This window comes from Sphingobacterium sp. UBA6320 (genome assembly GCF_002440335.1).
Lineage (GTDB): Bacteria > Bacteroidota > Bacteroidia > Sphingobacteriales > Sphingobacteriaceae > Sphingobacterium.
Genome location: NZ_DJTA01000019.1, coordinates 124,789 through 140,630 on the forward strand (window position 1 = coordinate 124,789; position 15,842 = coordinate 140,630).

The 15,842-nt window shown below is 36.9% G+C and carries 15 protein-coding genes; all 15 read left to right on the forward strand.

What is annotated here, in order from left to right:
• Positions 1 to 37: 37 nt before the first annotated feature.
• The 15 genes from B3P23_RS11840 (at position 38) to B3P23_RS11910 (ending at position 15,824) form a co-directional block, all read left to right on the forward strand.
• Entirely contained in the window at positions 38 to 3,043 is a 3,006-nt protein-coding gene (locus tag B3P23_RS11840) for a TAT-variant-translocated molybdopterin oxidoreductase (protein ID WP_094771762.1), read from the forward strand.
• A 29-nt stretch (positions 3,044 to 3,072) separates the two neighbouring features.
• A complete protein-coding gene (nrfD, locus tag B3P23_RS11845; protein ID WP_045755004.1) occupies positions 3,073 to 4,548 on the forward strand; it encodes an NrfD/PsrC family molybdoenzyme membrane anchor subunit in 1,476 nt (491 codons plus the stop codon).
• A gap of 5 nt (positions 4,549 to 4,553) precedes the next feature.
• Positions 4,554 to 5,090 (forward strand): DUF3341 domain-containing protein, encoded by a 537-nt coding sequence (locus B3P23_RS11850; protein ID WP_045755003.1) that lies wholly within the window; start codon positions 4,554 to 4,556, stop codon positions 5,088 to 5,090.
• Positions 5,074 to 5,712 carry a c-type cytochrome gene (locus B3P23_RS11855; protein WP_411028115.1) on the forward strand — a complete coding sequence of 213 codons (639 nt, stop codon included), beginning with the start codon at positions 5,074 to 5,076 and terminating at the stop codon, positions 5,710 to 5,712. The genes B3P23_RS11850 and B3P23_RS11855 overlap by 17 nt, the downstream gene beginning before the upstream one ends.
• 19 nt (positions 5,713 to 5,731) lie before the next feature.
• The gene (locus tag B3P23_RS11860; RefSeq protein WP_045755001.1) at positions 5,732 to 6,967 is read left to right on the forward strand and encodes a hypothetical protein; all 1,236 of its coding nucleotides are present in this window, start codon (positions 5,732 to 5,734) and stop codon (positions 6,965 to 6,967) included.
• A 42-nt stretch (positions 6,968 to 7,009) separates the two neighbouring features.
• Positions 7,010 to 8,341, forward strand: coding sequence for a cytochrome c oxidase subunit II (locus tag B3P23_RS11865; RefSeq protein ID WP_248754819.1), 1,332 nt, complete (start codon positions 7,010 to 7,012; stop codon positions 8,339 to 8,341).
• A gap of 28 nt (positions 8,342 to 8,369) precedes the next feature.
• Positions 8,370 to 10,235 carry a cytochrome c oxidase subunit I gene (locus B3P23_RS11870; protein WP_248754818.1) on the forward strand — a complete coding sequence of 622 codons (1,866 nt, stop codon included), beginning with the start codon at positions 8,370 to 8,372 and terminating at the stop codon, positions 10,233 to 10,235.
• A gap of 76 nt (positions 10,236 to 10,311) precedes the next feature.
• On the forward strand, positions 10,312 to 11,355 hold the full coding sequence (locus B3P23_RS11875) for a COX15/CtaA family protein (protein WP_293926203.1): 1,044 nt from the start codon (positions 10,312 to 10,314) through the stop codon (positions 11,353 to 11,355).
• Positions 11,356 to 11,431: 76 nt separating this feature from the next.
• Complete coding sequence (gene cyoE, locus B3P23_RS11880; protein ID WP_094771764.1) at positions 11,432 to 12,340, forward strand: heme o synthase; 909 nt, start codon at positions 11,432 to 11,434, stop codon at positions 12,338 to 12,340.
• Entirely contained in the window at positions 12,340 to 12,927 is a 588-nt protein-coding gene (locus B3P23_RS11885) for a cytochrome c oxidase subunit 3 (RefSeq protein WP_045754997.1), read from the forward strand. Before cyoE ends, B3P23_RS11885 begins: the two co-directional genes overlap by 1 nt.
• Before the next feature lie 9 nt (positions 12,928 to 12,936).
• On the forward strand, positions 12,937 to 13,671 hold the full coding sequence (locus tag B3P23_RS11890) for a cytochrome c oxidase subunit 3 (RefSeq protein ID WP_045754996.1): 735 nt from the start codon (positions 12,937 to 12,939) through the stop codon (positions 13,669 to 13,671).
• A 27-nt stretch (positions 13,672 to 13,698) separates the two neighbouring features.
• A complete protein-coding gene (locus tag B3P23_RS11895; protein ID WP_045754995.1) occupies positions 13,699 to 14,076 on the forward strand; it encodes a cytochrome C oxidase subunit IV family protein in 378 nt (125 codons plus the stop codon).
• Between the two features lie 5 nt (positions 14,077 to 14,081).
• Positions 14,082 to 14,810, forward strand: a complete 729-nt coding sequence (locus tag B3P23_RS11900; protein ID WP_293926208.1) for an SCO family protein — start codon at positions 14,082 to 14,084, stop codon at positions 14,808 to 14,810.
• Positions 14,797 to 15,354, forward strand: coding sequence for a DUF420 domain-containing protein (locus B3P23_RS11905; RefSeq protein WP_248754817.1), 558 nt, complete (start codon positions 14,797 to 14,799; stop codon positions 15,352 to 15,354). The genes B3P23_RS11900 and B3P23_RS11905 overlap by 14 nt, the downstream gene beginning before the upstream one ends.
• Positions 15,355 to 15,362: 8 nt before the next feature.
• Positions 15,363 to 15,824: a hypothetical protein gene (locus B3P23_RS11910; RefSeq protein ID WP_052627703.1), complete on the forward strand. Its 462-nt coding sequence runs from the start codon at positions 15,363 to 15,365 to the stop codon at positions 15,822 to 15,824.
• Positions 15,825 to 15,842 lie beyond the last annotated feature (18 nt).

A 15,842-nucleotide genomic window follows, 5' to 3' on the forward strand; every position in this document is an offset into this window, starting at 1 on the left:
AATTATTCAGAAATACGCAATCTTATATACAGCTTAAATGGATAGCAATAAAAAATATTGGAAAGGTTTGGAAGAATTGAAACAAACACCTGCTTTTGTTGAAAAGAGTAAGGGTGAGTTTGCCGAATCTATTCCTGTAGAAGATGTCTTAAATGAAGCAGGGTTGAGTACAAAAACTCCACGCCGTGACTTCTTAAAAGCATTAGGTTTTGGTGTTGGGGCTGTTACTTTGGCAGCATGTAACAGCACACCTGTGCATAAAGCAGTTCCTTATTTAATTAAACCTGAGGAGATTACTCCTGGTATTCCTAACTTTTATACTTCGACTTTTAATGGTCAGAGTATCTTAGTGAGAACACGTGAAGGTCGTCCTATTAATGTAGAGGCTAACCCGAATGCAATTGGTTTAAATCAAGGTACAGATTCAGGAACTGCAGCATCAGTTTTAGATTTATATGATGAGTCTAAATTAAAAACTGCTCAATTAAAAGGGCAGGATGTTGAATGGTCTAAATTGGATAGCACTGTTATTGCTGCATTAAACGCAGCTGCTACTGCTGGGAAACAAATTACTATTGTTTCTAGTACAGTAAATAGTCCTACTACGTTAGCTGCTATTGCCAAATTAACGGCTAAGTATCCTACAACTAATTTAGTTCAAGTAGATGCTGTTTCTTACAGCGCAATTATTGAAGCGAACAAAAATGCTTTTGGTAAAGCGGTCGTTCCTTCTTATAATTTTGATAAAGCAAATGTTGTTGTCTCTGTAGCTGCTGATTTCTTAGGAACTTGGTTAGCGGGAGAAGAACATACACAACAATATGTTAAAAATCGTGACTATAAATCATTGAAAAATGGTAAGATGTCACGTCATATTCAATTTGAGTCTGGTCTTAGTATGACGGGTTCAAATGCGGATGTGCGTATTGCCATTAAACCTTCGGAAGAAGCTGCTGTATTAATCTCTTTATATAATGCGGTTACAGGTTCTTCTTTAGCTGGTGGTATTACTGCTAAAAGAGCACAAACTGCTGTTACGCTAGCAGCAAAAGAATTGTTAAATAATAAAGGTGCTGCAGTTGTAGTGGCTGGTTCGAATGATATTAACATTCAAACTTTAGCAAATGCAATTAACAGTGCTTTGGCTTCATATGGATCTACAATTGATTTAGATAATTTCTCTAAACAACATCAAGGTTCTGATGCGGCATTTGCACAATTCCTGACAAACGCTAAGGCTGGTCAAGTTGGTGTTGCGATGTTCTTAAACAGTAACCCTGTTTATGATTATTTCAAATCTGAAGATGTGAAAGCTGCATTGAAGAAAGTTGATTTTACATTATCTTTCTCTCAACGTGCTGATGAAACAGCTTCGGAATTGACGGCTATCGCTCCAACGAATACATTCTTAGAGTCATGGGGTGATGCTTCTCCAAAAGAAGGTCTATTCTCTATAGTTCAGCCAGCAATCAATCCGGTATTCAACACTCGTCAGGCAGATCAATCTTTATTGGTTTGGGCTGGTGATACGACTGATATCTATACATTTGTTAAAAATCTTTGGACTTCTACAATTTTAGTTGGTAGTACGAAGAACTGGAATAGCGTTTTACAAACTGGTTTTGAATATAAGGGTGCTAAAACAGCAGCTGCTTATTCATTCTCTGGTAATGTAGAGGCTGCCGCTAGTGCTGCTATCGCTGCTGCAAAAACAGTAGTCGGTGATTTCGAATTGAAATTATATGAACCAAGTGCTTTGCGTGATGGTCGATATGCAAACAATGCTTACTTACAAGAGGTTCCAGATCCAGTTTCTAAAGTAACTTGGGATAACTATGCTGCTTTAAATCCTAAAGATGCTGAGAAATTGGGATTGGGTGAAGATGCAACAATTACTGTTGAAGCAAATGGTTACAAAGTTGAGTTACCAGTTGTTCAACAACCGGGACAAGCTTTGGGTACTGTTTCAGTAGCTATCGGTTACGGACGTACTAAAGTTGGTAAGGCTGGTAATCATGTAGGTAAAAATGCTTACCCTTTTGCAAGCTTAGTAAATGGTACTATTCAATTTGTAGCGAAAGCAACTCTTGCAAAATCGAATACGATATACCAGTTAGCACAAACTCAGACGCATCATACTATTGAGGGTCGTAACATTGTGCGTGAAACTACTTTCGCTAAATATTTAAAAGATCCTAACTCTGAGTCAGGTCGCTTTACGGATAAACACAAAACATACGATTTGTGGAACAAGTATGAGCAACCAGGTCATAAATGGGTAATGGCAATCGATTTGAATGCTTGTACTGGTTGTGGCTCTTGTATTGTTGCTTGTAACGTAGAGAATAATATTCCTGTTGTAGGTCGTGATGAGGTTCGTCGTCGTCGTGAGATGCACTGGTTACGTATTGACCGTTACTACACTATTGAAGAGGATGGTAAAGAGTATACTAAGGAAAAAGAAATTCAACATATCAATGATTTCGAAAATGTAACTGTTGTTCACCAACCGATGTTATGTCAACATTGTGCTCATGCACCTTGTGAGACTGTATGTCCAGTATTAGCTACTGTACACTCATCAGAGGGTCTAAACCATATGGCTTACAATAGATGTTTCGGAACACGTTACTGTGCGAATAACTGTCCATATAAAGTACGTCGTTTTAACTGGTTCAACTATTGGAATGATTCACGTTTTGACAACTACTTGAATAATGAGTTTACGCAATTGGTATTGAACCCAGATGTAACAACACGTTCACGTGGGGTTATGGAAAAATGTTCAATGTGTATCCAACGTATTCAAGCTGGTAAGTTACATGCGAAAATGGAGAACCGTAAAGTAAAAGACGGTGATATCCAAATGGCATGTCAACAAGCATGTTCTGCAAATGCAATTATCTTTGGTGATGCTAATGATCCAGAATCGGAAGTATCTAAAGCATTACGCAATGAGCGTGTTTATTACGTACTTGAGGAAATCAATGTACAACCGGGTATCGGTTATATGACAAAAGTTAGAAACACTTTTGAGGCGTAATCTTGTTCATTATTTGAAATAAAAATACTATGTCATCGCATAACGAATCAATATTAAGAGAACCATTAATGACCGGTAAGGACATTACGTATGCTAAAATTACGGATGATATCTTACTACCGGTTGAAAATAAACCGAATAAAGCATGGTGGATCGGTTTCACTGTAGCCGTATTAGGTGCTTTATTATGGGTAGTCAGCGTTAGTTATACCTTTTGGACAGGTATCGGCGCTTGGGGTCTAAATAAAACTGTAGGCTGGGCTTGGGATATCACCGACTTTGTATGGTGGGTTGGTATCGGTCACGCTGGTACTTTAATTTCGGCCGTATTATTAATTTTCCGTCAAAACTGGCGTAACTCCATTAACCGTTCAGCAGAGGCCATGACGATCTTCGCCGTTATCTGTGCTGCAACATATGTCGTTGCCCACATGGGTCGTCCTTGGTTGGCTTATTGGATTTTTCCATTGCCAAATCAATTTGGATCTCTATGGGTTAACTTTAACTCGCCATTAGTATGGGATGCATTTGCGATCTCTACTTATTTCACGGTATCCTTGGTATTCTGGTACTGTGGTTTGTTACCTGATATCGCGACTATCCGTGACCGTGCTACTGGCCTTAGACAAAAAATTTACTCTGTGCTATCTTTTGGATGGAATGGATCTGTAAAGACTTGGCAACGTTTTGAGATTGTGTCATTAATTTTGGCAGGTATCTCTACGCCATTGGTACTTTCGGTACACACGATTGTATCTTTTGACTTTGCAACTTCTGTTATCCCAGGATGGCATACAACAATCTTCCCTCCATATTTCGTTGCTGGTGCGATCTTCTCTGGTTTTGCGATGGTGCAAACTTTATTGTTGATCTTACGTAAAGTCATGAATTTTGAGAACTACATCACGATGTTCCACATTGAAGCCATGAACAAAATTATCATGACGACAGGTTCTATCGTTGGTATTGCTTACTTAACGGAGTTGTTCATTGCGATGTACTCTCAATCTGAATACGAGATGTACGCTTTTGAAAACCGTATGTTTGGTCCTTATGCTTGGGCTTACTGGTCGATGATGACGTGTAACGTAATCTCACCACAGTTATTCTGGTTTAAGAAAATTCGTACAAGTATTCCCATTTCCTGGATATTATCTATTGTGGTAAATATTGGTATGTGGTTCGAGCGTTTCGTAATTATCGTGACTTCATTACACCGTGATTATTTACCATCATCTTGGGCGATGTTTTACCCAACATGGACAGACGTTGGTATCTTCGTTGGATCTATCGGTTTATTCTTTACGTTGTTCTTATTGTTCTTACGCTTCTTACCGGGTATCGCAATTGCGGAAGTGAAGTTATTGTTGAAAAGCTCAAGTTTACAACATAAAACTAAATTGGTTAAAGAAGGTGCATTCCCAGCAGAACAAGTGGAATACTTTAGAGATTCTTTAGGCAAATATGATTCGGTAACAGAACAAGAAATTAAAGAGTTAAAATAATAGCAATGGGCAATACAAAATATATATTAGGTAGTTTTGCTGATCCAGATGATATGATGCATGGGATCGACAAATTGCAGAAAAATAATGTAAGCATCTATGATTGCTTTACTCCAATGCCAATTCACGGTATTGAAGCTAAATTGGGCGTTAAACCTTCGCGTTTGCCAATTGCAGCATTTTGCTTTGGAGCGTTAGGAACCTTATTGGGATTTAGTTTATTGTATTATACAATGGTACATGACTGGCCAATGAATATTGGTGGTAAACCTTCATTCGCAATTCCGAACTTTGTTCCTGTGACATTTGAGGTTACTATTTTAATTTGTGCCTTGGGTATGGTGGCGACTTTCTTTTATCGCAATCACTTATTCCCGGGACGTACTCCTCGTGTTATGGATTTAAGAGCTACTGATGATCGTTTTATCATCGCTATAGATGCTCGTGAAAACACAGACCATGCTTTGATCGATACTATATTGAAGGAAACAGGTGCTGTAGAAGTTAAGTACAATGATAGAAAATATGTTAGTTATGAATAAGAAGAATTTACTAGTTACAGTATGTGCAGCTCTGTCGTTGACAGCAGTCGTTTCTTCTTGTGGTGACAAGACTACTCGTAGTACAGGTTGGGAGTTTTCTCGCAACATGTATGATCCGATTGCGTACAATCCTGATCAACCTAACGAGAATTTTAAAAATAAACAAACTGCGCAAACACCACCAAAGGGTACAGATCCAATTGGTTTTACCAGATTTGAATATGCCAATACTTTAGAAGATTATGAACGTGCGGGTCGTGAGTTTACTAATCCGTTAGAGTTATCACAAGCAAGACTTGAAAAAGGTCAAGCTTTATTTACTACTTACTGTGCTGTTTGTCACGGTCCTGAAGGTAAAGGTGATGGTTCTATTACGAAAGACCGTGAAATTACAGATTCTAAAGGCACTCGTAAGCTGGAGAATTTTCCTAATCCACCATCTTATCACAAAACTGATGGCGCGAGCTCTTCACGTGGTGGTATGATGGCTGATTTGACAGATGGTAAGATTTACCATACGATTTATTACGGTCACAACTCAATGGGATCGCATGCATCGCAGTTGTCTCCTGAAGAACGTTGGGAAGTCGTTATGTACGTTCATGAATTACAAAAGAAATAATCTAACATCAGACAAATAAATGGGAACTCACAATCATCATCACGATTATAATTTCAACGAGCGATACGAGTTTGCTGGTAAAGCAAAAACATTCAGTATTATCGCAATCGTTGTTGGTATAGCTGCAGTAGCCTACGGAATGCTTATGGGCGATCATATTCTAGTAGAGCGTACTTATGCTAACTTATTATTGATGGGTTATTATTTTACATGTGTATGTGCTGCCGGAGCTTTTTTCGTAGCCTTACAATATGTAACACAATCTGCTTGGTCAGCTGGTCTCGTTCGTATACCACAGGCAATGGCAGGTATTTTGCCTATTGCATCAATCATTTTACTAGTGATTGTTGGATTAGGATTAAGCACTCACAATTTATACCATCATTGGTATGCAGAGGGTCTTACAGATCCTAATAGTCCTAATTATGATAGTATCATCGCTGGTAAGTCTTGGTATTTGAATTTTTCAGGTTTTTTAAGTCGCCAAGTAATTTTCATGGGACTTTATAGTATTTTTGCTATTATCTTGGCAAAATTATCATACAAAGAAGATTTAGAGGGTGGTTTGAATTCTTATAAAAAGAGTTTCAAATTGTCGGCTATATTTTTAGTTATATTTGGTTTTACAACTCCAATTTGGTCATTTGATACCATCATGTCATTAGAGGCACACTGGTTCTCGACTATGTTTGGTTGGTACAACTTCGCAGCAATGTGGGTAAGTGGTCTTTGTGTTATTACAATCATCTTAATTGTATTAAAGAAAGCTGGTTATATGAGTTGGGTAAACGAAAATCATTTACATGATTTAGGTAAATTGATCTTTGGTTTCTCTATCTTCTGGACATATGTTTGGTTTGCACAGTTTATCTTAATCTGGTATGCTAACATGCCTGAGGAGACTGTATATTTCTATAAACGTTGGGAGCCAGAATATAAACCATGGTTTTGGTTAAATATTATCATCAATTTCCTTGCTCCTTTATTATTATTGGTAGATCGTGATGCCAAACGTAAGCAAAATGCTATGTTGTTTGTTGCCATCTTATTATTGGCGGGTCACTGGTTGGATTATTATATCATGATCATGCCTGGTACAGTTGAATCACACCGCGGATTTGGTATTGTAGAAATTGGTACAGCTCTTGGCTTTGTTGGTTTGTTTACATTCTTAGTAATGAATAAATTGAGTAAACAAGGTTTAGTTGCTAAAAATCATCCTTTCTTGGATGAGAGTTTACATCACCAAATATAGTTTCGCTTTTAAAGGGATATTACGTAAAATCGTTATAAAGAAATGAGCTTTAAATTAAATAATAGATTCAAATCCATCTCGGGTTTTGTACTTGCAATCGGATTGTTCTTTGCAGTCCCATCATTCGCAAGTCAAGATACTGTAGTGGTAGATACGACTAAAGCTACGGAAGCTGTTGCAGTTGATGCAACAGCTACTGGAGCAAATGTTGTTGATTCGGCAACGACTGCGAAGACAGAAGTAGCTGCGTCCGCAGATGCGTCTACAACAAAGGTTGACGCTGCTAAGGAAGAGAAAAAAATAGACCCTCAGGTTTATAAAAACTTCATTTATTATGTTTTATTATTTTTAGTTATCTGTACAGTAGTTGCTGTTATTGGTAAAGTTATCTCGATCTATGAGTTAACAAATAAGATGAATAAAAGACATAATCCTTTAGCTTCAAATACGTTTCAAGCATCGTTATTATTCATCTTCTTATTTGTTTTCTTAGGAGGTGTTTATTATTCTTACTCGCACCATGGTGGCATGGCGTGGAGGGATGCTGTGACTGAGCATGGGGCTAAAATTGATACCATGTTTATCATTACTACTGTTATCACAACTTTTGTATTGGTGATTACTCACATTTTATTATTGACGTTCACGTTCATCTATAGAATGAAGAAAAATGGTAAAGCATACTATTTGCCGCATAACAATACTATTGAAAAAATCTGGACGATCGTTCCTGCTGTTGTTTTGACTGTATTGGTATTATTCGGTTTCTTTACTTGGAGATCAATTACCAATGTTCCGGAAGATTTACAGAAATCTGCTCTTCAGATTGAAGTATTAGGTGAGCAATTTGCTTGGAGTGTACGTTATCCAGGAGCTGATGGTGTGATCGGTAAACGTAATTATAAAATGACAACTCCGACTAATCCTTATGGTATTGATTTCAATGATAAAAACTCTTGGGATGATATTCAAGGTTCGGACATTGTAATTCCAGTTAATAAGTCTGTTCGTTTTCATATCGTTTCAAAGGATATTATTCACTCGTTCTATATTCCTGACTTCCGCGTTCAAATCAATGCTGTACCGGGAATGACAAATTACTTCCAATTTACTCCTACGGTAACTACAGAAGAAATGCGTGAGCGTATGAATGACTACAAATATGATTATGTTATGTTATGTAACAAAATCTGTGGTTCAGGTCACTATAATATGCAGAAAAAGGTTGTCGTTGTTACTGAAGCTGAATATAAAGAGTGGTTAGCAACGCAAAACAAATATTTTACTGAGGATTTACAGAAAGAGTTTGCCGCTAAAGATGCTAAAACTCCGCAGTTAAAAGATAGCGTAAACGTTACGGCTTCATTAAATTAATTAGAATAATTGAATTTTAAAAACGAATATGTCAAGTACAGTTATTTCTCATAGCGCTGAGCATCACGATTCGCACGGACATCATCATCAAGAGTCATTCATCTCGAAGTATATCTTCAGTGGTGACCACAAGATGATTGCTAAGCAATTTTTGATCACAGGTATTTTCATGGCGGTATTTGCTATGATCTTATCCATCTTATTCCGTATCCAACTTGCTTGGCCGGATAAAGAATTTCCAATTTTGGAAGTATTCTTAGGTAAATGGGCTGCAGGTGGTCGTATTGCTCCTGAATTTTTCCTTTCTTTGGTCACCATTCACGGTACCATCATGGTATTCTTCGTTTTAACAGCGGGTCTATCGGGTACTTTTAGTAATCTATTGATTCCTTATCAAATTGGTGCACGCGATATGGCGTCTCCTTTCATGAATATGTTGTCATACTGGATGTTCTTTGTAGCTTCAGTTATTATGATTGCTTCTTTCTTTGTTGAAAGTGGACCTGCTTCTGCCGGATGGACGATCTATCCTCCATTATCTGCAGTGCCAACGGCGATTGCTGGTTCGGCTACAGGTATGACTTTGTGGTTGGTCAGTATGGTGTTATTTGTAGCGTCGCAATTAATCGGTGGTATCAACTACGTGAGTACAATTTTGAATATGCGTACTAAAGGTATGGATCTTTGGAAAATGCCTTTAACAATCTGGGCATTCTTCTTAACTGCTATCGTAGGTATGTTATCCTTTCCAGTATTAGTATCTGCTGTTGTTCTATTGATTTTTGACCGTTCATTCGGTACGTCATTTTATTTGTCAGATTTAGTTGTTCAAGGTCAGATCTTACCGAATGAAGGTGGTTCTCCAATCTTGTTCCAACACTTATTCTGGTTCTTAGGTCACCCTGAGGTATATATCGTTGTTATGCCTGCATTAGGTCTTACTTCGGAGGTTATCTCAACAAACTCTCGTAAACCAATCTTTGGTTACCATGCGATGGTTTACTCGCTAATTGGTATTACAGTTTTATCATTTATCGTTTGGGGTCACCATATGTTTGTGACAGGTATGAATCCTTTCTTAGGTGGAGTATTTATGATCACAACATTGATTATCGCAGTCCCTTCTGCGGTAAAAGCATTTAACTATATGGCGACATTATGGAGAGGTAATATTCGTTTCACTCCAGCTATGATGTTTGCGATTGGTTTAGTGTCATTCTTCATCTCTGGTGGTCTTACCGGATTGTTTTTAGGTAATGCTGCTTTAGATATCAACTTACATGATACGTACTTTGTTGTAGCCCACTTCCACTTGGTAATGGGATCTGCTTCTATTTTCGGTATGTTATGTGGTGTTTATCACTGGTATCCTAAAATGTTTGGTCGTATGATGAACACGAAATTGGGTTACTTACATTTCTGGATGACTTTCATTGGTGCTTATTTGGTATTCTTTCCAATGCACTTTATGGGTATAGATGGTGTTCCTCGTCGTTATTATGCTTTTACAGAATTTGCTTTCATGGAGAAATGGGTTTCTGTAAACATGTTGATTACTTGGGCTGCTATCGTAGCTGGTTTGGGTCAAGTGGCTTTCTTATTCAACTTCTTCTATTCGATTTTCTTTGGAGAAAGAGCACCGCAAAACCCATGGAATTCAAATACTTTAGAGTGGACTACTCCTGTGGAACATATCCACGGTAACTGGCCAGGAGAGATCCCAACAGTACACCGTTGGCCATATGATTACAGTAAGCCAGGACATCATGAAGATTTTATTCCTCAGAATGTTCCTTTCTCTGAAACTATGAATTCTAACTTCCTTCATGATTTTGAAGGTAATGAAGAAGCTGAGCGTATCCAGACAGAATGGGATGCTCAAAATAAAAAATAATTAAACATGGTATTTGGAGTAAGTTGTGCGAAATGATTTATTCCAAATATTATTTGTAACATAAAACGGTAAAAATATGTTTCCAGCTGCTGAAAAGCGTTATATTAGATCTAATTTCATTACAATTATTGTTTTGTTTTTAGTGATTGTTGCTGGAGGTGTGGTGCGTAGTACTGGTTCTGGAATGGGATGTCCCGATTGGCCAAAGTGTTTTAATCGAATTATACCTCCTACAGATATTGCGCAGTTACCGGTTGGTTATGAAGAGCATTACATCACAGGTAGAGCTAAGAAAAATGAGCGATTTGCTAATATGATCGATTTTTTCGGTTATCGTGATTTAGCAAATAAAATTCGTCATGACAAAAGTATCCTTGAACATGAGGAATTTAATGTAGCAAAGACTTGGACAGAGTACATCAATCGTTTGGTAGGTGTTGTTGCTGGTTTTTGTTTACTGTTTACTGCCGTTTATTCTTTTACTTATATTAAATCTAAGCGATCAATTTTTATTTGGTCTGTGATTAACGTATTTGTTGTTGTTGTTCAGGCTTGGTTGGGTTCTATTGTCGTTTCGACTAATTTAACTCCTTGGGTAATCACTGTGCATATGCTTTTAGCATTGGTCATTGTGGCTATTTCCATCTATACTTATTTTAAGGCGACGACATTACGCGATAAGGGTATATTAATAAATCGTGATTCTAAGGGATTAAAATTGCTTGCAGCCATTTCTTTATTTTTAATGGTGGTGCAAGTTGTCTTCGGAACGGAAGTACGTGAAATTGTTGATTCATTGACAGCTTCGGGTGTTGCTCGAGAAGATTTTATACAACGTATTGGCCAACATTTTGAAATACATCGTTGGCTTGCATATAGTTCTTTGATTTTAGTAATTGTATTGTTCTTTTTAGTGCGTACAAAATTTAGTGGGAGTACAGTCCAAGCAAAATATGCTACTATACTTTTTATTTTAGTTGGTATTCAAATGTTGTCAGGAATTATTTTGGCACGATTTGCTCTTCCGGCTTTCGCACAGACAACTCACTTAGTTATTGGTAGCCTCTTATTTGGATGTCAATATTATCTGATGTTGTTACTAGGAAAATCACAACGTTAATTGAATGAATGAAATGAATGTACTGGTAAGTTAGTTTTACTTTGTACACTCAAATAAAAAGAGGACATTTGTCGCTATGAAAGAATTTATTTCTGATTTCAAGAAATTAGTTAAGTTAAGACTGACATTAACGGTTGTTTTTTCGGCATCTATCTCTTTTTTGATTGGTGCTAAGCAGCTTGGTGGAGATATTCTATGGATGAATTGGTTGTTACTGACATTGGGAGGATTCTTGGTGACTGGTGCAGCAAATGGATTCAATGAGATTATTGAAAAGGATTTGGACAAATTAATGACCCGTACTGCCGACCGTCCCCTACCTTCTGGAAGGATGACGACAGGTCAGGCCTTGATTCTCAGTTTATTTATGGGAATCTTAGGTACTTTGGTACTAGTACGTTTGAATTTTGTGGCTGGGTTATTATCAGTATTTTCCATTTTGTTATACGCTTTTCTGTATACACCATTAAAAAGAAAATCACCAATAGCTGTATTTGTAGGAGCTTTCCCTGGTGCATTACCGCCATTAATTGGTTATTTTGCAGCGTTTAGCCAGGATGATTTAGCCATCTATAGCCAAACAAATGAGAGTGCAATCGTGATGATTCCATTTATCTTATTTGGTATTCAGTTTTTGTGGCAATTTCCACATTTTTGGTCTTTGGCCTGGGTGATTGATGATGATTATAAACAGGCTGGTTTTAGATTACTGCCAACGACAAAGCGTGATAAGATTTCTGCATTTATGGTTTTCTTTTCAGCATTGCTGATGATACCTGCAGCATTTCTGCCGATGTATTATGGTTTTGGAGGGTGGATCTTTACAACTGTTTCCGTAATTGGAGGTATTGTGTTTGCTTATTATGGCTTTATGCTTTTTAAGAATCAGGACATACCATCTGCTAGAAAGGTGATGTTTACTTCATTTTTTTATCTACCAATTACACAACTGATTTTATTATTTGACTTTATACCTTTGAAATAATGTTAAATCAAGGAGAACAACCGACTGACGAGAAGTTAGTGTCACGTAAAGCTCAAAAATTTAGCTTGTGGTTAGGGATGTTGGGTATGTTTATGATGTTTGCTGCACTGTCAAGTGGCTTTATCGTTTATACGGCGAGTGGCGTTGATAAGGGGCTTAAAACATTGTTACCCGATACTTTTATCTATAGTACGCTAGTTATTGTCTTGAGTAGTATTACTATCCATTTGGCTTATAAAGCGGCGCAAGTGGGTAATTTATCAAGACAGAAAGTTTTACTTTTTGTAACCCTAATTTTGGGTATTTTATTTTTCGTGCTTCAAGTTCATTCGTGGGAAGTATTGGCCGGACGAGGTGTTTATTTTGTAAATAATAATGCATCGCAGTCGTTTGTCTATATCTTTACTGGAATGCACCTAGCGCACATTATTGCGGGAGTGATCGTATTGATTACCGCTTTGGTAGGAGTGTATAAACCACTTCCTGCAGACGGCAATCAATTCCGCATGAATCTAGCCAGTATTTTTTGGCATTTTCTCGATCTTTTATGGATTTATATATATGTTTTCTTACTTTTGAATCAATAATAGTAAACAATGAGTACAACTGTATCACAATTGGATAAGGTAAAAACCGGTCCATGGAATGGTGGAAAGTCACCTTGGAATTTGGAATACGGAAAAATCATGATGTGGTTTTTCTTGGTTGGGGATGCCTTTACATTTTCTGCGTTTTTGGTTTATTACGGAACGCAACGATTTGCACATAGTACATGGCCAGATGCGGATAAGATCTTCCAATCTATACCAGGTATTGCTGAACACGGACAACCTTTAGTTTTCGTGGGTATCATGACTTTTATTTTAATTATGTCTTCTGTTACTATGGTATTAGCTGTAGAGGCAGGTCATCGTAATTCAAAAAATGAAGTTGTTAAGTGGATGCTTTGGACTATATTGGGTGGTATCTGTTTCGTAGGATGTCAAGCTATCGAATGGACTCACTTACACCACGCTGGTTTTTGGTTTGGTCAGAATCCAGGTACTGGCTTAGAAGGTGATGCCATAAAGGATGCTTTACAGCCTTACTTTACACATGATATCTCGTATACGTCAGCACTACAATTTGCTAATTTGTTCTTTACAATCACGGGTTTCCACGGTTTTCACGTTACAGTAGGTATTATCTTAAATATTATTGTATTGTGCATGACTTTAAATAATACTTTCCAGAATCGTGGATCGTATTTAATGATTGAAAAAGTAGGTTTATACTGGCACTTTGTGGATTTAGTTTGGGTGTTTGTATTTACATTCTTCTATTTAGTATAATTATAAGTTTTTAATTTTAGAAAAGCTATGTCACAACATCACGATAATATTGCTCACGATGAGCATGGACACGCAGAAGGAATGGATAAAAAAGGTATCTGGAGAATTTTCTTCGTCCTTTTAGCATTAACTGCTCTAGAGTTCTTAATCGCATTGGGATTTGTTCATCACTGGCAAATCTTAGCAAAAGGTGCTTTGGTTAATACAATTTATATTGTATTAACATTAGTAAAAGCTTATTATATCGTTGCTTACTTCATGCACTTGAAATTTGAGAAATCTAGTTTCATCGTTACTGTAAGTATTGTATTTATTTTCATTATTTATTTTATCATTTTAATGCTTACAGAAGGTAACTTCTTGTTGAATGACTTGCACCCTCACCAATTGTGGGAAAATAAATAACATAAATGAGCAAAAATACTGGAAAAAATAAAGGTATTCAAACGATCATGATCCTGGCAATAATTTTATTATTGCCAGGTTTTTTGTATGTAGTACTAAATAAAAGTGGTATGGCCAATTCGTACGCTACGCTACCTATCTTTGGCGATAAAGTAGTGCCGGGTACGACACATCGTAAGTGGGGAAGGGATATCATGGATACGTTATATCATGAAGTACCAAAAATTTCTTTTAAGAACTACGATGGTAGACCGGTCCACCTTTTTGAAAATGACAGTGCAATATCTATTGTACATCTTTTCTATTCGAAAGATAAGTCATTTTCAACAACTCTTATTAATAGCCTAAATAAAGTTTCTGGTGATTTTAGAAATAATAGAAGAATTAAGTTTTATTCTATTACTGTGGATACACTATATGATACTCCAGAGGTTTTAAAAAATTACATTAAGAATATCGATCCGTCTGATAAAAGTTGGTACTTTGTGACTCATCCTTCTTCGGATATTTTTAAATTTGCTCAAACTGGTTTGTTGCAGGATGCTTTGGCTACGGGTGATCCGAATAAACCTTTTGTAATTGGTTCTTCTTATATCTTAATTGATTCAAAAAGAAGAATAAGGGGATTCTACGATATCACGATGAAGAAGGAAGTGGAACGCCTGAGTGATGAGATTAAATTGTTGGCGGTGGAGGAGATCAGAAATAATCCACCTAAGATTGAAACGAAATAAAATGGGACAGACTGCAGAAGAAAAAAAATATAACAAGTGGATTATCGTTTTATCGGTAGTTATCCCACTTTTGGTGGCCGCTTTGTTTGGTGTTAATTTGCGTAAATTGGGCTATGATGTTGAACCGTTAGGGTTTTTACCTCCAATTTATGCGACTATAAATGGTATCACTGCTATTTTGTTATTTTGGGCTGTGGCTGCGATAAAAAAGGGAAATAAAAAATTGCACGAGCGATTAATCAAAGTTTGTGTTTGTTGCTCTGTAGCTTTTCTAGGCATGTACGTTGCTTATCATATGACTTCTAACTCGACATCTTATGGTGGGGAAGGTATTTTACGTCCTATTTACTTTTTTATTTTAATAACCCATATTGTTTTGTCTGTGATTATTATCCCTTTTGTATTGATTACTTATGTAAGAGGTATTGCTGGATCGTATGAAAGGCATAAAAAAATTGCGCGTATTACCTATCCAATGTGGTTGTATGTAGCGGTAACGGGTGTGATCGTTTATTTGATGATTTCACCTTATTATGTTCACTAATTAATTTTATGAGTATGACTAGTGCATGGGTGTATCAATCTAATCGTTTTTTTACAGATGAAGAAGCGATCTTGATTCAAAAAAGATTGGCTGATTTTGCTGCGGGATGGAAAGTTCATGGCGAACCTTTGTCAGCTCAGGCCGAGGTTAAGTCTAACTTATTTATTGTTCTTTCGGTTGATGAGCAAATTGCTGCCGCTTCTGGTTGTTCGATCGATAGTTCTGTACGTTTTTTAAAAACTTTGGAACAGGATTTTAATATTCAGTTATTTGATCGTATGCGTGTTGCTTACAAAGTCGGTGATCAACTTTATGCTGCTTCTAGAAGTGAATTTGAAGAGTTAGTTAAGATGGGGCACATTAATGATGATACGGTGGTATATGATAATACCATTACTTCTTTGGCTTCTCTTGATGATAAATGGGAAATACCTTTTGGTCAAAGTTGGCATAAGCGTGTATTTGGATAATGAGATAAAAAAAGCGAT